A 20225-nucleotide genomic window follows, 5' to 3' on the forward strand; every position below is an offset into this window, starting at 1 on the left:
GTCATGCCGTCGGCGACGGGGAGTTTCGCGGTACACACCCGCCGTCGGCATCGCCCGCCTCCACAACCTCACCCTGGCCGGATAGTCGAACATGTCGTCGCGTCGTTCCCAGCGGATGCGCAGGCGGCGGAAGCCGTGCAGCCAGGAGATCGTCCGCTCGACGACCCACCGGAAGGTACCCGGGCCGGTGTCGTGAGGCTGGCCTCGCTCGGCGATCGCGGGCTGTCAGAAGAACGTGGGTGGCGCTGCGCCCATGCCGACCTCGACGCCCTGCCGGCGTCCGCGACAGCGCGGACTGGTTCGGCCGCGGACTGCTCGCGACCTGAATACGCGCAGCCGACAGGTCTGGCCGCCTCGTTACGGGCGGTGCTCCTGAAGTTTCCGGCGATCCTGGTCCCCGAAGCAGAAGTCGGGCCCGTGCCGGTGTTCCCCGGTCGGCGGTGCGCTCGCCGTGGCGGCGTACGCCGCGCACTGCGCACTGTCCACCATCTGATCGCTGTCGGATGCGGCGTTGACGAGGCTCGCGCAGCACACGGCGAGCAGGAAGCCGCCCGCCACCAGGGGCAGGCTCCGGCGCGGGGGTGGCGGGGCGAGCAGGGCCCGCACCCGCTGCGGCACCGCCCCGCCGGTCGCGGCCAGTGCGGCCGGGAACGAGGCACCGGCGGATGCCAGTGCGGCGCGCCCGACGGCGTGCGCGACGATCTTACGGTCGCCGACGCGCAGCGCGGCCTCCTCGTCGGCCCAGCGCTCCAGGACGAAACCGCCCGCGACGGCCAGCGGCCGCAGCAGCGGGTTCAAGGCCGCGGTGAGCCGCCACAGGATCTGGAAGAGCTGATGGCGGCAGCGCAGGTGAGCCCGCTCGTGTGCGAGGAGGGCCTCGCGCTCGCGGTCTGTGAGACAGCGCAGCATTCCCCGGGAGACCACGATCCGGCCCGGCGACCCGGGCAGCGCGAAGGCCGTCGGGACGTCGTCGTCGACCACGACCAGCTCCGTGTCCTCCGGCAGCCGGGCGTGCTCCCGTCGCGCCCGGACGAGGAGGCGGGCCTGCTTCACGGCGGCCACGCCCAGCGAGACGACGCCCACGACCAGCATGAGGGCGCTGCCTGCCGCGACGACGAGGTAGACCGGATCCTCGGCTTGCAGGGCGGCCACGGACCAGCGGCCCTCCTCCGCGACTTCCGGGATCTGAGCCACGCCGGTGAAGGCGAGCAGGGCGAGTGCCCCCGCCCAGCCGATCGCGCTCACGAGCGCGGCGCAGGCCAGGGCCCAGGCAGCGCGGCGCGGGGGCAGCACGTGCGCCAGGCGGGGCGCGAGCACGGCGAGCACGGCCGTGACGGCGAAGGGGACGTAGACGCTGATCAGCACGGCTTTACGCCCTCCCTCCCGAGCGATCATCCCCGCTGCGGGCGTCGTGCCCGGACAGGAGCTGATGCAGCACGTGCTCGTCCTGCTCGGACAGTTCCGAGACGAAGCGGGCCAGGACCGCCTCGCGGTCGGAACCACCCTCGAGCAGCGACCGCATGCGCTGGGCGGTGTGCGACGCCTCGTCGCGCACGGGCTCGTACGCGTAGCCGCGGCCCTCGCGGTGGCGGACGAGCATCTCCTTGTCGTGCAGCCGGGACAGGATGGTCAGGACGGTCGTGTAGGCCAGGTCGCCCGGCAGTGCCTCCCGGACCTGGCCGGCGGTCAGGGGGCCGTCGGCGGCCCAGAGCGCGGCGAGGACATCGCCCTCCAGTTCGCCGCGGGCTCGCCTGCCGGACGCCCCGCGGGCGCCGCCGTCCTCTCGCTCCTCCACCGGATGCCTCCGTTCGCCGACCGTCCGCACAGACTACCCGGCCGTCTCCTACTAGTTGTAGGAGGTATGCTCCGGGCTTCAACCGCGAACTACTACAACTCGTAGAGTTCCGCCGCTTCCGTCTCTGCGGAGGAAACCCATGCCCCATCGCGCGAGCACGGCGCCCGGACCCACCCTCACGGGCACCCCTCCTCCGCAGTCCGCCGCGACGCCCGGCGCGGGACGGGTCGCGATCGTCTCCGCGAGCGTCGGGGCCGGTCACGACGGTGCCGCCGCCGAGCTCGCCCGCCGTCTCGCCGCGCAGGGCTACGCCGTGGACCGCCTCGACCTGCTGGACCTGCTCCCCGCCCGCCTGGGCCGCACCGTCCAGGAGGGCTATCACCGGCTGCTGGTGCGGGCCCCCTGGGCCTACCAGCGGATCTACTCCAGCACCGAGCGCGCCGGGGGCGGCGGGCCGGTGGCGCGGGCGCTGCTGCGCTCGGCGCAGGACCGGGTACTGCGCGCCCTGCCGCCGGGCACCGATGCCGTCGTCTCCACCTACCCCGGGGCCAGCCGGGTCCTGGGCAACCTGCGCCTGGACGGTCGGCTGGCCGTGCCGGTCCTCACCTATCTGACCGACTTCTCGGTGCATCCGCTGTGGGTCGCGCCGGGGGTGGACGTCCACCTCGCCGCTCACGCCGTGCCCGCCGCCCAGGCGCGGGCGGCCGGGGCCCGGGACGTGCGCGTGCGCGGGCCGGTCACGGACCCCCGTTTCCGGCCCTGCGACGCACCGGGACGTGACCGCGCGCGGGAGAGGTTCGGGTTGCCGTCCCACGCCCCGCTGGCTCTGCTGGTCGCCGGGTCCTGGGGGGTGGGCCCGCTCCGTACGGTGGCCCGCGAGCTGCGTGACTGCGGCGCCGCCGTCCCGGTCGTCGTCTGCGGCCGCAACGAGGCCCTGGCCGAGCACCTGCGCGCCGACGGCATCGACCACGCCTTCGGCTGGGTCGACGACATGCCCTCCCTGATGCACGCCGCCGACGTCCTCGTCCAGAACGCCGGCGGGCTCACCTCGCTGGAGGCATTCGCCTGCGGCCTGCCCGTCGCCAGTTACCGCTGCATACCCGGGCACGGGCTGACCAACGCCGCCGCCTTGGACGAGGCCGGTGCGGCCGTCTGGATACGCGACCCGGCCGACCTCAAAGCGGTGCTGTGCGACCTGATCGACGGCCCGCTCGGACGCCGGCAACGGGCAACGGGATTCGCCCTGTTCGCTCAGTCCCCCGGCGGCTGCCCGACGGCCGAGATTGCGCGCGTGCACCGGTCAGGAGCCCCCAGCCGGGTTTTCCGCCCGGTTGCCCAACGGCACCGGACGAAGCCCCGACTCGCCACCACGGCCGTCCTCGCGTCCATCGTGTGCGCCGTCGCCACCGGGGTGGCGACGGCGTACGACGGTCCCGACCTCATCCATGCCATCAGCCACCGCCTCGACCCGGACGGCTTCCCACCGGAACACACCTCCCCGTCGGAGGACGACCACTCGTGAACATCGCCCCGACGCTGCGCACGGCCGTCCTCGCCGCCGTACCCGTCCTCGCGGCCGCCCACGCCGCACCCGTCCTCTCCACCCTCGGACCGCTGCGCAACCGCCTCATGCCCCGCCTCGCGGGCCGCGGTCGCACGAACCACATCGCCCTGACCTTCGACGACGGCCCCGACCCCCGCTCCACCCCGCACTTTCTACGACTGCTCGCCGGGCGCGGAGTGCACGCCACGTTCTTCCTGCTCGGCAGCGAGGCACACCGCTCCCCCGGGCTGGTCCGCGAGATCGCGGCGGCCGGTCACGAGGTCGCCGTCCACGGCTGGCTGCACCGCCCCCTGCTGCTGCGTGGCCCGCGCGCCACCTACGACGACCTCCGCCGGGCCCGCGACACCGTCGCCGCGATCACCGGACGGCAGCCCACGCTCTTCCGGCCCCCGTACGGCGTCATGTCCACCGCGGCCCACCTCGCGGTCCGGCGCCTCGACCTGACCCCGGTGCTGTGGACCTGTTGGGGGGAGGACTGGACGGCTCGTGCCACCCCGCACTCCGTCCACCGCACCGTCACCGCCGACCTGGACGGTGGCGGCACGGTCCTGCTCCACGACTCCGACTGCACCTCCGCCCCCGGCGCCTGGCGCTCGGCGCTGGGCGCGCTCCCCCGGATCCTCGACACCTGCCAGGAACGGGGTTACGACGTCGGTCCACTGCGCGACCACGGCTGAACAGCACGAACGCCTGGTGCCCTCGCTACTGGATCGCGGAAGGGGCAGCCGGGATGTGGGCCGTGGTGATCGTCATCGGCGTGCCGGTGACGGCGATGAGGTAGGTCCCGGGACCGTGGCCGCCGGGCAGGGCGCGGAACCCTCCCGCGGGTTTCACCTGGTACTCGGCCCAGGCGTGCGGGGCGAGCACCGCGGGGCCGGAGGCGACGGTCCACCAGTTGGAGGCGCCCTGGCCGGTGCGGCTCGCGAAGTGCGGGGTGAGCGCCGTACCGGTGGTGTTGACGGCCCGCACCTCGATGGCCGTGACACCCACGCGCGCGTGGTGCGTGGCGAAGCGCGGCGAGAGGCTCATGCGCAGGGGCGGCGGGCTCGCCGCGGCGATCGCGACGCACACCAGGGCGGGGGCGAGCAGCCCGCCCGCGAGGACGGCCTTCGCACGGCCGGTGACATGGGGAAGTCGCGGCTGCCAGGCGGTGGCGAACGCGGCGGCCGGGACGGTGGCGGCGGCCGCGAGCCACAGGGGGGTCATCATCAGGAAGTAGCCGTCCTGGGAGCGGGTGGCGAGATAGAACACGACCCACGGCAGGACGGTGAGGGCGGGGCCGAGACGCCGGACGAACAGCAGGGTGGCGACGAGCAGGCCGAGCAGGAGCAGCTGGCTGCCGTAGGAGTAGTAGTCGAGGCGGCCGCTGCCGTCGGTGAAGTAGTAGGAGATGCCCATCAGGCCCTGGCCGTGCAGGATCGCCTTCTGTTCGAGCGGCAGGAGTACGCCCTGCAGCCAGGAGGAGAAGTCCTCGACGGCGAAGTAGGCGTTGGCCGCCGCGCAGGTGAGAGCGGCGGTGGCCGTGTAGCGGGCGGTCACCGCCAGAGCCCGCCGCGGACCGAGTTCCCCGCGCCTGACGGCGTACAGACCGATCAGCAGGAACGGGACCAGGAACCAGGCGAGCTGCTGGGCCGCGCAGGCGGCACCCAGACACGCCGCCCGCAGCACTCCCCCTGAGCCGAGACGGCCACCCTCACCGGTTGCGGGCCAGCGGACCACTACGGGGACGAGCAGGGCGAGAGCCGTGATCGCCGGGTAGCCGGCGTAGGCGTAGTGGGGCAGGAGGCCGAAGCCGAGACAGACCGCGGTGGCGGCCGACCTCCAGGGTGCCGGCAGCAGGAACCACAGCAGGACCGAGGAGACGAGCAGCGCGGCCGTGGTGACCAGGGTGGCGGCCGCCGTCGAGTGGACGACGGCGTGCACCGGGGCCGCGAGCAGCGCGGTCAGCGGCGGGTAGCCGTAGGTGTAGTCGGCACCCCCGGACATGGTCTTGGTGATCCCGACGTGCGGCGAGCCGAACAGCCAGGGCCACGGCTGGCCGTAGACGGGGCGGCCGTGCAGGATCTCGTTCGCCGCCTGGGCGGTCAGCACTCCCTCGTCGGTGCCCGCGTGATCGAGCAGGTAGCCGCAGATCACCAGCGCGACAGCGGTCATCAGTACGACGGCGTCGACCCTGATCAGCGCGCGACGGCTCCGTACGAGGAGGCTGAGAGCGGCGCAGACGAGGATCGAGGCGTAGCAGACGGAGATGACGCCGGCGACGGCCGGGCGTGAGGCCATCGCGGTGGTCCAGGCGGCCCGTGTCCCGATGAACAGGCTGATCGTGGCCACGAGGGTCATCCCTCGGTGCAACTGCTGGGGCCCGGCGCCCGGGGCACGGAACTGCCGGGCCGGGGCCGGGGGTGGCGCAGTCGGGTTCGTGGCCGCACGCCGCAGAGTCCAGGTACCGGTTCCTGTGCGACAGGGGTCAGCCATGGCGCCCGTCTCCTCCGCCTCGTGTTCCGTTTGGGTGGCCGTTTGCATCCGGCCACCCAGAGAACATCTACTACATCTTGTAGATGTAGGCTCGGCGAGTGCGGTTCCCTCGGGCCACGTCCACGCGGTTGGGTGAATCGCAGACACCGAATCACCTGCCGGAAAGGCCGCCTTGCCATGATCACACCGATTCATCCGGCATCACAGCTGGCCGTGAACGTGCTGGACGCTCATTCGCTGCTGGCGGCGTTCGGCGTGCTGGGCGTCGGAGTGGTGATGTTCGCCGAGACAGGGCTGCTGGTCGGCTTCTTCCTGCCGGGCGACTCGCTGCTCTTCACGGCCGGTCTGCTGTGCACGGGCTCGGCGGAGTCGAGTGTGCACCTGTCGCTGGGGCCGCTCCTGGTCGCGGCTGCGGCAGGCGCCCTGGCCGGGGCGCAGTGCGGCTATGTGCTCGGCCGGAAGGCGGGTGGAGCACTGCTGGCCCGAAGCCGCTCACAGCGTCTGCGCGAGGGTGCGAAACGCGCCGAGGAACTGCTGGAGCGATACGGACATGCGAAGGCGATCACGCTGGCCCGTTTCGTGCCGGTGGTGCGGACCGTACTCAATCCGATGGCCGGCGCTCTGGAGGTTCCGGTGCGCACGTTCACGTTGTGGCAGATCGTCGGCGGCCTCGTGTGGAGCCTCGGACTCACCCTCGCGGGGTACGCGCTCGGCTCGTCGATCCCGAACGTCGACCGTTACCTGCTCCCGCTCGTGGCGTTGATCGTTCTCGTGTCGCTGATCCCCCTGGCCGCCGAGGTCTACAGGGCGCGGCGGGACGGCCGGCCCGAGGGGGGACGCAAGTGATCATGGCTTTCGACGGGTCGTCTGTCGACGGCTCCGCGTATCTGGACGTGGTGCGTCTGGCCCGGCATGCGCCGGCCTGGCTGGACGGAGCGGTGTCGTTCTGGTCGACGTACGGGCTCGCGGTGTTCGCCGTGCTCGCGGTCGTGGGCTGGTGGTTCGCTCGACGGGGTGGAGATGCGGCTGCGGCAAGGGCGCTGGCCGTTCCGGTGGTCGTGGTCGTCGCGTACGGCGTGGATGCCCTGGTGAAACTGGCGGTGCGCGAGGACCGGCCGTGCCAGAGCCTTCGAGTGAAGACCCTGGAGACGTGTCCGGCGCCCGGCGACTGGTCCTTCCCGAGCAACCACGCGGCAATCGCGGCCGCCGCTGCCGTGGCCCTGCTCTTCGTCTCGCGTCGGCTGGGGGCGGTCGCGGCAGTGGCGGCCCTGGCGATGGCGGTCTCGCGGGTGTGGGTCGGCGCGCACTATCCGCACGACGTCCTGGCAGGCGTGCTGGTCGGTGGCCTCGTCGCACTGATCGCGATGCTCCTGCTGCGACGGTGGTCGCGATCGGTGGCCCGATGGATCGGTTCCGGCCACCTGAGCCGGCTGCTGAGCACCTCATGAATCGGCGCGACGCCGCCGACCTGGCCGGGACGGTCGGTCTCGGCGCTTGGCTGGCGTTCGGCGTCCTCACGATCGTGATGATCGGCCAGAACGGCGCTCAACTGTGGTCGGACGACGGTTTTCTGAGATGGTCGCTCGGCCATCGGCCGGACGTCGCCGAGGCTCTGGCCCGAGGGGTGACCGATACCGGCAGCGGTGCCGTCCCTTACGTCCTCACCGGGTTGGCCGGCATGGTCGCGGGACGAACCGTACGGCGACGGATGGGGGCCGCCGCACTGGGCCTTGCCTGTCTGGGAACCGGTCAGGCGCTGCGCTACGGGGTGATGGAAGCCGTCCAGCGGCCGCGTCCCGCACATGCCGACTGGGCGGCGTCCGCCGGCGGTTGGGCGTTCCCCTCGGGACACACCACCACGGCGGCCCTCACTGCCGGGCTGCTGATCGTCGCGGTCTCACTGCGCGCCCCGCGCGGCGCCACCTCGCTCCGGGTCGTCATCGGATGCTGGGGCGTGCTGGTGGGCCTGTCCCGGGTCTATCTCGGCGTGCACTGGTTCACCGACGTCATCGGCGGCTGGCTGTTCGCCACCGGATGGCTCGGAGTCTGCCTGTACGCGATGACCCGGTGGCTGCCCGCATCGTTCGTCTCCGGCACGCCCCGTGCGCCGGACAGTCCAACGGAGGGCCATGCGCCACAAGATCCTGGTCGTGGAGGACGATCACGCCCTGCGTGACGTGCTGCGCCGCGGCCTGCTCGACGAGGACTTCGACCCCGTGCCCGCCGTCGACGGCGCCACCGCCCTGCGGCTGGCCACCGGCGACATCGCGGCCGTCGTCCTGGACGTCGGGCTGCCCGACGCGGACGGCCGGGACGTCTGCCAGGCGCTGCGCGCGGGCGGGTTCGCCGCCCCGATCATCTTCCTGACGGCCCGCCATCACCTCACCGACCGGCTGTCCGGGTTCTCCGCCGGAGCCGACGACTACCTGCCCAAACCGTTCCATCTCGCCGAACTCGTCGCCCGGCTGCGGGCCGCACTCAAACGGGCCGCACCCGCGGCCGTGGCCACCGCCGGAGACCTGGTCCTGGACGCGACCCGGCACAGCGCGCACGTCGGCGACGACCACATCGACCTGTCCCCCACGGAGTTCCGTCTGCTGGCCACGCTCATGGCCGCAGGCGGGACCCTCGTGTCCCGCCGCGACCTGGTCAGGGCCGCCTGGCCGGACGGCGCCCAGGTCAGCGACAACACCCTCGACCAGTATCTGAGCCGACTGCGCCGCAAGCTGCGCGAAGCGGGCAGCGGCCTCGCCCTCACCACGACACGCGGGATCGGGCACCGGCTGTCATGAACCGGCTCGCGCGCCGTCTGGCGCCCCGCACGCTGCGCGGTCGGCTCTCGCTCGTGGCACTGACCACCGCCGCGCTCCTGATGACCGTGCTGACCGTCGTGTTCAACACCGCGATGAACCGGCACCTCCAGCACCAGGCCGACGACGAACTACGCAACCGCGCCGCCGCCGTCGCCACCACCGTCGACACCGGCGGCCCCCGAGTCCGGGTCCTGGAGACCGCCGACGACAGCCTGCTCGACGCGAACGTGTGGATCTACACCGGGACACGGCTGCTGGAGAAACCACCGTCGGCCACGACCGACAGTGCGCTGACCCGGGCCGCTGACCGGCTCGCCGCACGGGGCAGGCCGGTCTGCACGACCGTGCAGACCGACCACCCCCCTTTCGTCCGCCTGTGCTCCCAACCCGTCTCCGGCCGTCACAGCACCGTCACCGTCGTCACGGCCGTGGATCTCGCCCCCTACCGCAACTCCGCCGGCACCCTGCTGTCGGGCTCGCTGATCCTGGACGCTGTCATGCTCGCGTGCACCTACGCGCTGACGCGGCTGGCCGTCGGACGGGCGCTGCGCCCCGTACGCACCATGACCGACCGGGCCACCCAGTGGAGCGCCGTCGGTTCCGACCAGCGTTTCGGCGCCGAGGACCAGCCGGCCGAACTGGCCCGCCTGGGCACCTCGTTGGACGCACTGCTGGACCACATCCGCACCGTGCTGCGTCACGAGCAGCAGCTGACCGGGGAGTTGTCGCACGAACTGCGCACCCCGCTCACCCGGATCGTCGTCGAGCTCGACTGGTGGCGGGCACGCCCGCGCTCGGCCGCCGAGACGGACGCCACCCACGAGGTGATCGCGGAGGCCGCCCAGTCCATGCGCACCATCTGCGACACGCTGTTGAACGACGCCCGCGAAGGCGCGCGGGACACCACCACGGCGGTCGGTGCCACCGCTGTCGCTCCCGTGCTGCGGCGGCTGGTCGAGGATCTCGACGCACGGACACAGCTGAAGGCCGTCGTCGACGTGCCGGACCAGCAGATGGAGGCGGGCGTCACCTCCGCTCATCTCGAACGCATCGTCAGCCCGCTGCTGGCCAACGCCGTTCGCTATGCCGTCTCCACGGTGACCGTGTCAGCACGGCAGTTGCCCGGCGGCGTCCGCATCGACGTCACCGACGACGGTCCCGGCGTACCGAAGGAGTTCCTCGACGATCTCTTCCAGCCCGGCCGGCGCGCGGACTTCGGCGACGGGCACGACGGGGCGGGCCTGGGACTGCCGCTCGCGCGGCGCCTGGCCCGCGCCGTCGGCGGCGAGGTCTCCCACGACCCCGAGCACACTCCCGGAGCACGTTTCCTGGTCGACCTGCCCGCCGGATGACGTGATATCAGTCGGCCCGCCGGGCGACCGGCTCCCGCTCCGTCATCTGCGGTGTTCCGCGCTCCCGCACTTGCGCGTACGCCATCAGCCCGACCAGAAGGGCCGGCAGCACGGCGGAAGATCCCGCGGTACCGAGGTCCAGTCCGCCCTTGGTGACCGGCTTGGTCAGGAGGTCACCGGCGGTGGCTCCCAGGGGGCGGGTGAGGACGAAGGCGATCCGGAACAGCAGCACGTTCGGCACGACCGGCACCTTCATCAGCCAGGCGAGGACGGCCAGTGCGCCCGTCACGAGCAGCGCGCCGCCGGCGTAACCGAGGCCCGAGCTGTCGGAGAGGAAGTCGCCCAGGGAAGTGCCGCGGCCCGAGAGGTACCTGGCGCTCGCGTCACGGTTCATGAAGTCGGACATCGTGGTTCCGGCCATGCTGGTCGACAGGATCACGGTCCAGTAGAAGAACGGGTTGCAGTGGCTCGACCCGAGCTGGACGACCAGGGTCACCACGAAGATCAGGAACAGCGTGATCGTGGTGAGGAGTAGCCGAGCTTGAGAGTCTGCGCGAAGAGGTCCGGAAGAACGGCAGGGCGCCCGTCCCGCGATGGGGACGAGCACCCTGTGAGCAGAGGCGACCGCGAGGGAAGTCGCCGGAGTCGGCCTTGGCAGCGTCAGTCCGAACGCATCCTGAACGCCTGCGGCTTGCCTGCTCAGGCTGCGTGTCGGGTTGTGCTGCGGCTGCGCCACGTCCTTGCGGGTCACCGGGAGAAACCCGACCAGGCCGAGGATGACCGTGAGGAACAGCGCGCTGGTGATGGCGGTACCCAGGCCCAGGCCGCCGGCTCCGCTGGGCTGAGAGAGGTAGTCGCCGATGGACGCGCCGAGCGGACGGGTGAGGACGTAGCCGATCCAGAAGCTCCACACCGCGTCCAGGCCGGGCATGAAGTGCGCGAGGGCGACTGCGGCGATGGCCAGGCCGAACAGGACCGCGGAGAGCCAGTGGCCCAGGTTCCTGCGCTCCGAGACCAGGTCACCGGCCGCGATGCCCAGGGCGCAGGTGAACAGCACGGCGAGACAGGAGCAGGACTCGCGGCTCGTGGTGTCGATGCGGTGGATGGACAGGGTCCGCTCGCGCCGGTACCAGACCGTCGTCGGTGAGGTTGTCGCTGATCAGCGTGCCCACGACGCTGATCATCAGCACCGACACACCGGTCAGGCCCAGACCGGCCTCCTCATTGGGCGGGTCGGCCGCGGTCTCGCCGACGAGACCTGGGCGTCCGGGAGGTCTCGTATGTCATGAGGTCCGACCGTGCCACGGGATACCTGAACGCATCCTGACCGCCGTGCGTCATCGGCTGCCCCATCCGCCTCACCCGAGCACTATGAGTGACATGGCGACTCGTGATCACGGCTCCTGCATAGCGGCGTTCCGCCCCGTCCCCTCCGCCGCCATGAAAGCAGGCCGCCTTGAACCGTACGACTGCCTCCCCACCGCCTGCCGACCCGGTGACGGCCTGGCTGCGACGTCGGCTCGGGCGGGCCGTCGTACTGTCCTACGTCGCCGCCCTGCTCCTGCCCGACCCCGGCCTGTGGCTGCGCCGCGACCACACCGTGCCGGTCGGCACCGTGAACGGCCCGGCCCTGAGTACCGCCCCGCTGCTGCTGTCCCTGGTGCTCTTCTCCGCCGGACTCCAGGTACCCGTCCGCGAACTGGGCCGCCTGCTCCGCAAGCCGACCACCCTGCTGGCCGGGATGGCCCTCCACCTCGTGATCCCGCTCCTGGTCATCCCCGTCGTCGCGTTCGGACTGCACCGCACCCCGGACAGCGACGGCGGCAGCGGACTGATCAGCTCGATGATCCTGATCGTGGCGATGCCTGTGGCCGCCGGAGCCACCGTCTGGACCGGCAAGGGTGACGGCGACCAACCCACCATGGTGGGACTCGTCCTCGCCTCCACACTCCTCAGCCCGCTGACCATCCCGCTGATCATCACCGCCTTCGTGCCGCTCCTGGACGGCGGCTACGCGGACACACTGGCAACGACCGGCCATACAGCCCAGGGCGGCTTCGCTCTCGTCACCGTGGTCCTCCCCTGTGCATTCGGCATCCTGTTCCGACTCGCGCTGCCGACGGCGTGGCTCAGCCGGGCCCTGCGCGTGATCGTGCCCGTCGCACTGCTCGGATCGCTCGTCCTGACCTATGTCAACGCCAGCGGCGCCCTGGGCTCCTTCCTCGCGCATCCGCGCCCGCTGCTGTTCGGCGCGGCACTGGTCGTGGCAGCGCTCGTGTGCCTGCTGTCCTTCGCGCTGGGCCGGACCGCCTCCCGGCTCCTGCGCCTGGACGCCCCCGCCTCCTCCTCGCTGACGCTCGCCTGCGGCATGAACAACAGCAGCGCGAGCGCGGTCCTGATCACCACCACGCTGCCCGACAAACCGCACCTGCTCCTGCCGGTGCTCGCCTACGGGCTGCTGCAGAAGACAGCCGCGAGCCGGGTCGTGCGGACAGCGGGTCGTCGGCACCCGCCCTGCCCCGCGTCACCGTGAACTCCGCTCTCAGCGACGGCAGCAACCGTGGCCGATGGCCGAAGTCGAAACGGCGTCCTACGCACGTGCCGTCGGCTCGACCCGCTCGGCAAACGTAAGCGCCCGCTCAGTGCGCGATGCGGTAGAGGTGCTCGGGACGGCCGGTGGCCCCGTAGCGAAGTTCGAGACGGACCATGCCCTCCCGTACGAGGTACGAGAGGTACCGCTGGGCCGTGGCGCGGGAAACGCCGGTGAGTTCGGCGGCCTGGACCGCCGACAAGGCACCGTGGGTGGTGCGGAGGACCTGGTGCAGAAGGGCGAGGGTCGGGGCGGAGTGCCCCTTGGCCGGGACCCGGGGAACGGCCGGTGGCCGGGCGGCACTGAAGAGGGCGTCCACGTCGGCTTGGTCGGTCCGGGGAGCCTGGCCGAGGGCGTCCACGCGGTGCTGGAGTGCGCGGTAGGCGGTGAGCCGCTCGGCCAGGTCGGCGGAGCCGAAGGGCTTGACCACGTAACCCACCGCACCGAGCTTCATGGCGGTCCGCACCGAGGTGATGTCCCTGTCGGCGGTGATCATGATCGCGTCCGGGCGGGCGCCTCCCTCGTCGCCACTGAGCTGCCGCAACACGTCGAGTCCGCTGCCGTCCGGCAGGAAGACATCGAGTAGCAGCAGGTCGGGACGGAGGGAGTGCACCGCGTCCAGCGTCTCGGCCACGGTCGCCGCCCGGCCCACCACCTCGAAGCCCTCGACACGGGACGCGTAGTCGCAGTGGATGTGGCTGACGCGGAAGTCGTCCTCCACGACCAGGGTCCGGATCATCCGTGATCACCTCTTGCGAGCGAGGCCGTGGTGAACTGTGCGTCTCGTGGTACGAGGGCGGCCTCCGGCAGTGGCAGCATGACGGTGAAGACCGCGCCCAGCCCCTCGCTGACCGTGATCGTCCCGCCGTGCAGCTGTGTCAGCCGGTGGACGAGGGCCAACCCCAGCCCGCGCCGGGCGGTACCCCGGTCGGGCCGGGTCGACCAGCCGTCCTCGAAGATCGACTCTGCGGCGCCCGGCGGAATCCCCGGGCCGCTGTCCGCGACCCGCACCATCACCAGGTCGACGGCCTCGATCAGCGCAAGCTCCACCTCGCGGCCGCCTGCCGGAGGCGGTCCGCCGGCCGCCGCGTCGATCGCGTTGTCCAGCAGGTTGCCGACGATGGTCAGCAGCCGGCGCAGATGCGGCGGATCCTCGCCGAGCGCGGAATCGTCACTGAGCACCATCCGTACCCCGCGTTCCGCGGCCACGGTGGTCTTGGCGACGATCAGCCCCACGAGGAGCGCGTTGCCGATCCGTTCGCGTACGGATTCGGTCAGCGCCTGGTCGGCTCCGGCCGACTCGACGGCATACTCGTAGGCGGCGTCGTGGTCGCCGATGTCCAGCAGCCCCGCCACGGTGTGCATGCGGTTGGTGAACTCGTGCTGCTGGGCGCGCAGGGCGTCGGTCAGCCCGCGCACCGAGTCCAGTTCGCGCAGCAGCCCGATCAGTTCGGTGCGGTCGCGTACGGTGACCACCGCGCCGAGTTCACGGCCGTGCAGGGTCACCGGCATCCGGTTCACCACCAGGCAGTGGTCGTCGGTCAGCACGTTGAGGTCGGTGCCGGTCAGGGTGCCGTCCAGGGCGCGGCGCAGCCGCCCGTCGGGCAGCACCTCCTCGAGCCTGCTGCCGAGCGCAGTGCCGAGGCCGAGCAGGTGGCGGGCCTCGTCATTGACCACGGTGACCCGGCCGTCGGGATCGAAGGCGATCACGCCCTCCCGGATGCCGTGGAGCATGGCCTCGCGATCCTGGAGCAGCCCGGCGATCTCCTCCAGCTCCAGCCCGAAGGTCGACCGCTTCAGCCGCCTGGCCAGCAGGAACGCCGCCGCGGAGCCGAGCGCGACGGCGATCGCGGCATACAGGCCGAAGGTGGGCAGCTCCCGCCACAGCTCACCGAGCACATCGCGTTCCGGTATACCGGCCGACACCTCGCCGACCAGCTTGCCCGTGGGTCCGTACAGCGGAGCCTTGCCGTTGGCGGACCGCCCGGTCGCGCCCTGGTCGGAGCCCACGTGCGGGCGGCCGTCCAGCACGACGATCGGATCGCCCACCGGCTCCCCGATCAGCGCAGGGTCGGGATGCGAATGGCGGATGCCGTGCAGATCGATCACGACCACGTACGAGGCTCCCGACGCCTTCCGGACGCGTTCGGCCACGGTCTGCACGACATCGCCGCCACCGCCGTACTCCACGGCCTGCTGGATCTGCGGCTCGGCCGCTGTGGTCTGAGCGATGTCCAGTGCCCGCTGCTCGTAGGCACGGTCGATCTCGCCCCGCTGGGCGAACGCGAACAGCACGAAGCCGATGGCTCCGGTGAGGGCCAGAATCGCCAGTTGGTTGGCCAGGATCCGCGCGGAGAGCCTCCCGTTCCCGCCGCGGCCGATCCGGATACGGATGGGCATCACAGGTGCCTACGCCCTTGTCGTGCTGCCGGGCCCGACCCCTTCGCCGTACCCGTGGTGGCGTGATTGTGTCCCACCGAGGCGACTCTGCCCACCCCCCGGCCGGCTGAGCAGAACGCGCAGAACCCCTCTTAACACGACTAACGCGAGATACGTCTGAAACAGCGACGTAACTCCGGACGGCCTTTAGCGTCTGCCTTCCTCGACCTCCGAGGTCAGGAAGGAGACAGCCTCAGATGGCTTCACGAAACGATGTCGCGACGAGCCCCGGCGCCGAGACGACCGGCCGGGACAGCGCACGAGTCGAGATTTCAGGACTCACCAAACGGTTTCTGACTCCCGCGGGTGAGGTGTTCACGGCACTGCAGGACGTCTCGTTCAGCGTGGAGCCGGGCCAGTTCTGCGCGGTGGTGGGCCCGACCGGCTGCGGCAAGTCGACGACGCTGAGCATGGTGTCCGGGCTCGACCGGCCCAGTGAGGGCTCGGTCAGGGTCGGCGGCCGTGAGGTGGACGGCGTCACCGACGGCGTCAGCTTCATGTTCCAGAGCGACGCGCTGCTGCCCTGGAAGACGGTCCTCGGCAACGTCCTGATGGGCCCGGTCTTCCGCAGGGTGCCCAAGCAGCAGGCCCAGGCATCGGCACGCGACTGGTTGCGCCGAGTGGGCCTGACGGGGTTCGAGGACCGCTACCCGCACCAGCTCTCCGGCGGCATGCGCAAGCGCGTGGCGATGGCCGCGGCACTGATCAACGAACCCAAGATCCTGATCATGGACGAGCCGTTCGGCGCTCTGGACGTGCAGACCAAGGCGATCATGTCGACCGAGCTGCTCGGCCTGTGGGAGCAGATCCGCCCGTCGGTCATCTTCATCACCCACGACCTCGACGAGGCCGTGGCGCTCGCCGACCGGGTCGTCGTCATGACGTCCAGCCCCGGCTCGGTCAAGGCGGTCTTCGACATCGACCTGCCCCGTCCGCGCGGCGCGGTCCAGGAGATCCGTTTCCAGCCGCGGTTCATCGAACTTCAGCACCAGATCTGGGACTCGCTGCGCGAGGAGGTGGAGCGCGCCTACGCACGCACCGCAGGAGGTACGCCATGAGTACGACATCCACCGTCTCCACCGCCCCGGTCAAGGACGGCTCACCCGCCTCGGCCGCGGCCGCCGCCAGAAGCGCCGTCCGGCGGCGCACCGCGCTGGTGTGGGCGGGTCGCATCGGTCTCGCGGCCTTCGTCCTCGGTGGCTGGCAGGCGTTCACCGCCTGGGGGATCGTCGACAAGTTCTTCTTCGGGCAGCCGTCCGGCATCGCCCAACGGCTGGTCGACCTCTTCCGGCAGGGCACCGAGTTCGGGTCCTTCTACGCCAACATCTGGACCACGATCCAGGAGGCGCTCGCCGGCTTCGCCCTCGGAGCCGTCACCGGAGTGGTCTTCGGCGTCGCGCTCGGCCAGAGCCGCTTCCTCGCCGACGTGCTCGGCCCCTACATCAAGATGGTCAACGCGATCCCGCGTATCGTCCTCGGCTCGATCTTCATCGTCGCGTTCGGCATCGGTGTGCTGCCGAAGATCCTGCTCGCCGCGGTGCTGGTGTTCTTCATCGTCTTCTTCAACGCCTTCCAGGGCGTCCGCGAGGTCGACCGCAACATCCTCGCCAACACCAAGGTCCTCGGCGCCTCGCAGCTGCAGATCATCCGGCACGTCACCGTGCCCTCCGCGCTCACGTGGATCATCGCCAGCCTGCACAGCGCCTTCGGCTTCGCCATCGTCGGCGCGCTGGTCGGCGAGGTGCTCGGCGCGCAGAGCGGCCTCGGCCTGGTCATCAAGACCGCGCAGAACAACTTCGATCCCAACGGCGTGTTCGCCACGATGCTCGTCATCTCGGTCATCGTGCTCGGCGCCGAGTGGCTGATCGGCAAGCTCGAACACCGGCTGCTGTCCTGGCGCCCGCCGGCCCCGTCCGAGGCCGCCAACACCATCTGACACCTCGCCCCTCCCCCCTGCTTCAACACCCTCAGCAAAGGAATGTGATCAGTCATGTCCAGACGACCCGTCGCCGTCGCCGCGTCCGTCCTCACCGTTCTCGCCCTCGGCGGAGTCAGCGCCTGTTCCGGCAACTCCTCGACCTCAACCGGCAGTTCGGACTCCACGCCGACCGTCAAGCTCATGGCAGGCGGACTCGACAAGCAGATCTACCTGCCGTACCAGCTCGCCCAGCAGCTGGGCTTCTACAAGAAGTACGGCGTCAACGTCGAGCTCAGCACCGAGCAGGACGGCGGTGTCGGCGCCGAGGAGGCCATGGCCTCGGGGCAGGTCGACATGGCGGGCGCCTGGTACAACCACACCATCGAGTTCCAGGCGAAGGGCAAGGCGGTCGAGGACGTCGTCCAGCTGTCCGGCGCGCCGGGCGAGCGCGAGATGTGCACCAAGAAGTCGGGCGTCACCTCGGGTGCCGACTTCAAGGGCAAGACCCTCGGTGTCACCGACCTGGGGTCGGGCACCGACACTCTCACCCAGTTCCTGGCCGCCAAGAAGGGCGTCAAGACCAGCGACTACCACCGGATCGGAGTCGGTGCGGGCTCCACCGCCATCGCCGCGCTGCAGAACGGCAAGGTCGACTGCGTCATGACGACCCAGCCGACGGTCGCCGCGATCCAGAAGAAGGGCGTCGGTACCTCCGCGATCGACCTGGCCACCACGCAGGGCGCCACGGCGGCGATGGGCGGCGCCTTTCCCGCGGCCAGTGTGCTCGCCCGCACCGACTGGGTGAACTCGCACAAGGACACGGTGCAGAAGGTCGTGGACGCGCTCGTCGCCACCATGCACTGGATCAACACCCACAGCGCGGCCGACATCGCGAACAAGCTGCCCGCGTCGTACGTGTCGAACCAGTTGGTGACCAAGGCCGACTACATCGCGGCCCTGACCGAGGACAAGGGTCAGTTCCTCCCCGACGGCCTCATGCCGGCCGGCGGTCCGAAGACCTCCCTGGCGACGGAGAAACTGGTCGGCAATGTGAAGGGGTCGGTGGACCTCGGCAAGACGTTCACCAACGACTTCGCCCTCCAGGCCAACAAGACCGAGGGCTTCAAGACCACCACGACCCCGGCAGGACCGAACGGCTGAGCCGCACTCATCGCTCACGGAGCCGCACCAGCACAGCCGGCTGGGCGGCTCCACAGCGATGAGTCACGGCAACGCCCCTGGAGGAATCGCGGGCAGCCGCACGTGGAACTCGGCGCCGGTCGGAGAACCGGCGACCCACACGCGGCCGCCGTGAGAGGTGACCACGTCGTGCACGATCGCAAGGCCCAGCCCGACGCCGCCGGAGTTCCGGTCGCGGGCGGACTGGACGCGGAAGAACCGGTCGAAGACCTGCTCGCGGTGGGTGGGGGCGACCCCCGGACCATCGCCGGCCACGACCAGCTCGGCCGCCGGGCCCGCCTCGACCCGGCCGACGTTCCCGTACCCGCGCCCACTCCCGTCCCCAACGGGGAACAGACGTACGGCGATCCTGGCGTGCGCGTGCCGCTCCGCGTTGTCGAGCAGGTTGCGTACAACAGCCCGCAGCTGCTGCGGGTGGCCCTGAACGCGGACCGGCGACAGCCCTGACAGGTCGACGTCCACTTGACCGCGGGCACGGATCGCCTCCACCTCCGTCAGCAGCAGCTCGTCGAGGTCCACCGACGAGGCGGGAGCAGCGCCGTTCCCGTTGCCCGACCGCGACAACGCCGCCCGCCTCATCCCGCTCGTCCGGGCCGGACGCAAGGCCACGCTGCTCGTCGACCGGCGCCTGCTCCCGCCGCCACGGCCCCCGCTGTGGCGCCGCGCCCATCTGGACGCCGTAGCTCTCGTGGTCGGGCTGGGCATCCTCGTCGGCAACTTCGCCTCGGGCGGGCTGAAACCGGTGCCGGTCCAGGGACCTGCCCTGGCCCTGACCTTCTACGTACTGCTCGCACCGCTGCTGCTCTGGCTCGGCACGGCCCTGCTCGCCGTACGCGGTCTGCTGGCGCTGCTCGCCCGTTGGAGCAGGCCCGACCGGCCGCGGCCGCTGACCACCTGGCCGGGGACCATGCTGCGCTGGCTGGGCCGCCGACCGTCCCGTACGGCCGTGGCGTTGACCCTCGGAGTGCTCGCGGTGGCGTTCGCCGCGCAGACGGCGACCTTCGCAGCCACCTACCGCACGGCCGCGCACCGGGACACCCAGGCATCGTTCGGCGCCGATCTACGGTTCACGCCCGCCACCGAGGTGACACAGCCGCCGCCCGACGAAGGGCCGGGAGTACGGGCGATGACACCGATCCGCGCCGTTCCGGCCCGCGCGGGCAGCGACCGCAAGACGATCATGGCCGTGGATCTCGCCTCGTACCGCTCGGCGGCCGTCACCGCGCCGCAGATCACCGGGGGCGGAGGGCTCGACACCCTGGCCCACCGGGCGAACGGGGTACTGGTCTCCCAGGAGATCGCCCAGGACTTCGGCGTGGCCCCCGGCGACACCACCCCCGTCACCGTCTTCCCGGACGACCTCGACCTGTCCCAGAAAATCGACCTGCACGTGGTCGGCGTCTACCGTGCCTTCCCGCCCACCGACCCCCTCTCCGAGATGGTCATGAGCGTCTCTGAAGTCCCCGCCCCGGTGCCTCCACCGGACTTCTACCTCGCGGGCGTGGCCCCGGGATTCAGCCCCGGCGCGGTCGCCGACCGGATGCGGCAGGAGGGCAGGCCCGCGGGCCACACCGTCTCCACGCTCACCGAACGCGTCCGGCAACAGCAGCGCGGGCTGACCGCGCTCAACCTCGACGGTCTGAGCCGTATCGAGACCGTCTCGTCCGGCGCGGTCGCCGCGCTGGGGGTCGGGCTGCTCGGCGCCTTCCTGATCCTCGAACGCAGAAGGGAGTTCGCCGTCCTGCGCACGGTCGGCGCAGCTACCGGACGGGCCCTGACCGGCCCCGTCGTCGAGGGCGCCGTAGCCGTGGCCGGCAGCCTGCTGATCGGCATACCCCTGGGCCTTGGCGTCGGTGTGCTCTCCATCCGTGTCCTGGGCCAGTTCTTCGCTCTTCCGCCGCCCCTGGTCACCGTCCCCTTCGGTGCCCTCGCCCTGCTGGCCGGCCTGGTCGTGACCCTCTCCGCACTCGCACTGGGCTTGGCGCTGCGCCGCATCGGCCGTATCGAGGTGACGGCACTGCTGCGGGAGCCGTGACACGCGCTTCAACAGGGAAGCCGCACAGCGAGGGAAGCGGCCGG

19 protein-coding genes and 2 pseudogenes are annotated in these 20225 nt (G+C 71.3%); 12 read left to right on the forward strand and 9 right to left on the reverse strand.

The annotated features are described in order from the left end of the window. Positions 1-84 precede the first annotated feature (84 nt). The 3 genes and pseudogenes from RKD20_RS00920 to RKD20_RS00930 form a co-directional block, all read right to left on the reverse strand. A pseudogene (locus tag RKD20_RS00920) lies at positions 85-225 on the reverse strand (IS5/IS1182 family transposase); the annotation flags it as partial. 132 nt (positions 226-357) lie between these two features. Next, entirely contained in the window at positions 358-1365 is a 1008-nt protein-coding gene (locus RKD20_RS00925) for a M56 family metallopeptidase (RefSeq protein ID WP_424875908.1), read from the reverse strand. Positions 1366-1369: 4 nt separating this feature from the next. Then, the gene (locus RKD20_RS00930; RefSeq protein ID WP_424875909.1) at positions 1370-1795 is read right to left on the reverse strand and encodes a BlaI/MecI/CopY family transcriptional regulator; all 426 of its coding nucleotides are present in this window, start codon (positions 1793-1795) and stop codon (positions 1370-1372) included. Between the two features lie 139 nt (positions 1796-1934). On the opposite strand from RKD20_RS00930, the gene RKD20_RS00935 reads away from it, so the two are divergent. Further along, positions 1935-3317, forward strand: coding sequence for a glycosyltransferase (locus RKD20_RS00935; RefSeq protein WP_424875910.1), 1383 nt, complete (start codon positions 1935-1937; stop codon positions 3315-3317). Then, the gene (locus tag RKD20_RS00940) at positions 3314-4036 is read left to right on the forward strand and encodes a polysaccharide deacetylase family protein (protein WP_424875911.1); all 723 of its coding nucleotides are present in this window, start codon (positions 3314-3316) and stop codon (positions 4034-4036) included. Before RKD20_RS00935 ends, RKD20_RS00940 begins: the two co-directional genes overlap by 4 nt. A gap of 25 nt (positions 4037-4061) precedes the next feature. Here the strand turns inward: RKD20_RS00940 and RKD20_RS00945 are convergent, their stop codons facing one another. Next, positions 4062-5834 carry a hypothetical protein gene (locus RKD20_RS00945; protein WP_424875912.1) on the reverse strand — a complete coding sequence of 591 codons (1773 nt, stop codon included), beginning with the start codon at positions 5832-5834 and terminating at the stop codon, positions 4062-4064. A 177-nt stretch (positions 5835-6011) separates the two neighbouring features. On the opposite strand from RKD20_RS00945, the gene RKD20_RS00950 reads away from it, so the two are divergent. The 5 genes from RKD20_RS00950 to RKD20_RS00970 are packed head-to-tail and all read left to right on the forward strand — an operon-like array spanning position 6012 to position 9999. Beyond that, a complete protein-coding gene (locus RKD20_RS00950; RefSeq protein WP_424875913.1) occupies positions 6012-6680 on the forward strand; it encodes a DedA family protein in 669 nt (222 codons plus the stop codon). Beyond that, the gene (locus RKD20_RS00955; RefSeq protein ID WP_424875914.1) at positions 6677-7282 is read left to right on the forward strand and encodes a phosphatase PAP2 family protein; all 606 of its coding nucleotides are present in this window, start codon (positions 6677-6679) and stop codon (positions 7280-7282) included. The genes RKD20_RS00950 and RKD20_RS00955 overlap by 4 nt, the downstream gene beginning before the upstream one ends. Then, positions 7279-8010 (forward strand): phosphatase PAP2 family protein, encoded by a 732-nt coding sequence (locus tag RKD20_RS00960; protein ID WP_424875915.1) that lies wholly within the window; start codon positions 7279-7281, stop codon positions 8008-8010. The genes RKD20_RS00955 and RKD20_RS00960 overlap by 4 nt, the downstream gene beginning before the upstream one ends. Continuing rightward, complete coding sequence (locus tag RKD20_RS00965) at positions 7964-8626, forward strand: response regulator transcription factor (protein ID WP_424875916.1); 663 nt, start codon at positions 7964-7966, stop codon at positions 8624-8626. The genes RKD20_RS00960 and RKD20_RS00965 overlap by 47 nt, the downstream gene beginning before the upstream one ends. Further along, complete coding sequence (locus RKD20_RS00970; RefSeq protein ID WP_424875917.1) at positions 8623-9999, forward strand: sensor histidine kinase; 1377 nt, start codon at positions 8623-8625, stop codon at positions 9997-9999. Before RKD20_RS00965 ends, RKD20_RS00970 begins: the two co-directional genes overlap by 4 nt. A gap of 7 nt (positions 10000-10006) precedes the next feature. On the opposite strand, the gene RKD20_RS00975 is transcribed toward RKD20_RS00970, so the two are convergent. After that, positions 10007-10420 carry a hypothetical protein gene (locus tag RKD20_RS00975; protein WP_424883109.1) on the reverse strand — a complete coding sequence of 138 codons (414 nt, stop codon included), beginning with the start codon at positions 10418-10420 and terminating at the stop codon, positions 10007-10009. A gap of 303 nt (positions 10421-10723) precedes the next feature. After that, a pseudogene (locus tag RKD20_RS00980) lies at positions 10724-11252 on the reverse strand (hypothetical protein); the annotation flags it as partial. A gap of 203 nt (positions 11253-11455) precedes the next feature. On the opposite strand from RKD20_RS00980, the gene RKD20_RS00985 reads away from it, so the two are divergent. Beyond that, positions 11456-12532, forward strand: coding sequence for a sodium-dependent transporter (locus RKD20_RS00985; RefSeq protein WP_424875918.1), 1077 nt, complete (start codon positions 11456-11458; stop codon positions 12530-12532). A 106-nt stretch (positions 12533-12638) separates the two neighbouring features. Here RKD20_RS00985 and RKD20_RS00990 read toward each other — a convergent pair whose 3' ends face one another. After that, positions 12639-13328, reverse strand: coding sequence for a response regulator (locus RKD20_RS00990; RefSeq protein ID WP_424875919.1), 690 nt, complete (start codon positions 13326-13328; stop codon positions 12639-12641). Then, complete coding sequence (locus RKD20_RS00995; protein ID WP_424875920.1) at positions 13325-14989, reverse strand: ATP-binding protein; 1665 nt, start codon at positions 14987-14989, stop codon at positions 13325-13327. The genes RKD20_RS00990 and RKD20_RS00995 overlap by 4 nt, the downstream gene beginning before the upstream one ends. A gap of 236 nt (positions 14990-15225) precedes the next feature. Here RKD20_RS00995 and RKD20_RS01000 point away from each other — a divergent pair, with 236 nt between their 5' ends. The 3 genes from RKD20_RS01000 to RKD20_RS01010 are packed head-to-tail and all read left to right on the forward strand — an operon-like array spanning position 15226 to position 18107. Then, on the forward strand, positions 15226-16086 hold the full coding sequence (locus tag RKD20_RS01000) for an ABC transporter ATP-binding protein (RefSeq protein ID WP_424875921.1): 861 nt from the start codon (positions 15226-15228) through the stop codon (positions 16084-16086). Continuing rightward, complete coding sequence (locus RKD20_RS01005) at positions 16083-16964, forward strand: ABC transporter permease (protein ID WP_424875922.1); 882 nt, start codon at positions 16083-16085, stop codon at positions 16962-16964. Before RKD20_RS01000 ends, RKD20_RS01005 begins: the two co-directional genes overlap by 4 nt. Positions 16965-17018: 54 nt before the next feature. Continuing rightward, on the forward strand, positions 17019-18107 hold the full coding sequence (locus tag RKD20_RS01010) for an ABC transporter substrate-binding protein (protein ID WP_424875923.1): 1089 nt from the start codon (positions 17019-17021) through the stop codon (positions 18105-18107). 63 nt (positions 18108-18170) lie between these two features. Here RKD20_RS01010 and RKD20_RS01015 read toward each other — a convergent pair whose 3' ends face one another. Further along, entirely contained in the window at positions 18171-18665 is a 495-nt protein-coding gene (locus tag RKD20_RS01015; protein WP_424875924.1) for a sensor histidine kinase, read from the reverse strand. 28 nt (positions 18666-18693) lie between these two features. Between RKD20_RS01015 and RKD20_RS01020 the strand changes: the two genes are divergently transcribed. After that, positions 18694-20181: an ABC transporter permease gene (locus RKD20_RS01020; protein WP_424875925.1), complete on the forward strand. Its 1488-nt coding sequence runs from the start codon at positions 18694-18696 to the stop codon at positions 20179-20181. Positions 20182-20225: the final 44 nt, after the last annotated feature.

Origin of the sequence: Streptomyces sp. SLBN-8D4 (genome assembly GCF_049739545.1) — a bacterium.
Classification (GTDB): Bacteria; Actinomycetota; Actinomycetes; order Streptomycetales; family Streptomycetaceae; genus Streptomyces; species Streptomyces canus_C.

What these genes read in the sequence shown, in the direction of transcription:
- RKD20_RS00935 (WP_424875910.1), top strand. Translation starts at nt 1,935, where the DNA reads ATGCCCCATCGCGCGAGCACGGCGCCCGGACCCACCCTCACGGGCACC.
- RKD20_RS00945 (WP_424875912.1), bottom strand. Translation starts at nt 5,834, where the DNA reads ATGGCTGACCCCTGTCGCACAGGAACCGGTACCTGGACTCTGCGGCGT.
- RKD20_RS00950 (WP_424875913.1), top strand. Translation starts at nt 6,012, where the DNA reads ATGATCACACCGATTCATCCGGCATCACAGCTGGCCGTGAACGTGCTG.
- RKD20_RS00960 (WP_424875915.1), top strand. Translation starts at nt 7,279, where the DNA reads ATGAATCGGCGCGACGCCGCCGACCTGGCCGGGACGGTCGGTCTCGGC.
- RKD20_RS00965 (WP_424875916.1), top strand. Translation starts at nt 7,964, where the DNA reads ATGCGCCACAAGATCCTGGTCGTGGAGGACGATCACGCCCTGCGTGAC.
- RKD20_RS00970 (WP_424875917.1), top strand. Translation starts at nt 8,623, where the DNA reads ATGAACCGGCTCGCGCGCCGTCTGGCGCCCCGCACGCTGCGCGGTCGG.
- RKD20_RS00975 (WP_424883109.1), bottom strand. Translation starts at nt 10,420, where the DNA reads ATGGCCGGAACCACGATGTCCGACTTCATGAACCGTGACGCGAGCGCC.
- RKD20_RS00990 (WP_424875919.1), bottom strand. Translation starts at nt 13,328, where the DNA reads ATGATCCGGACCCTGGTCGTGGAGGACGACTTCCGCGTCAGCCACATC.
- RKD20_RS00995 (WP_424875920.1), bottom strand. Translation starts at nt 14,989, where the DNA reads ATGCCCATCCGTATCCGGATCGGCCGCGGCGGGAACGGGAGGCTCTCC.
- RKD20_RS01000 (WP_424875921.1), top strand. Translation starts at nt 15,226, where the DNA reads ATGGCTTCACGAAACGATGTCGCGACGAGCCCCGGCGCCGAGACGACC.
- RKD20_RS01005 (WP_424875922.1), top strand. Translation starts at nt 16,083, where the DNA reads ATGAGTACGACATCCACCGTCTCCACCGCCCCGGTCAAGGACGGCTCA.
- RKD20_RS01010 (WP_424875923.1), top strand. Translation starts at nt 17,019, where the DNA reads ATGTCCAGACGACCCGTCGCCGTCGCCGCGTCCGTCCTCACCGTTCTC.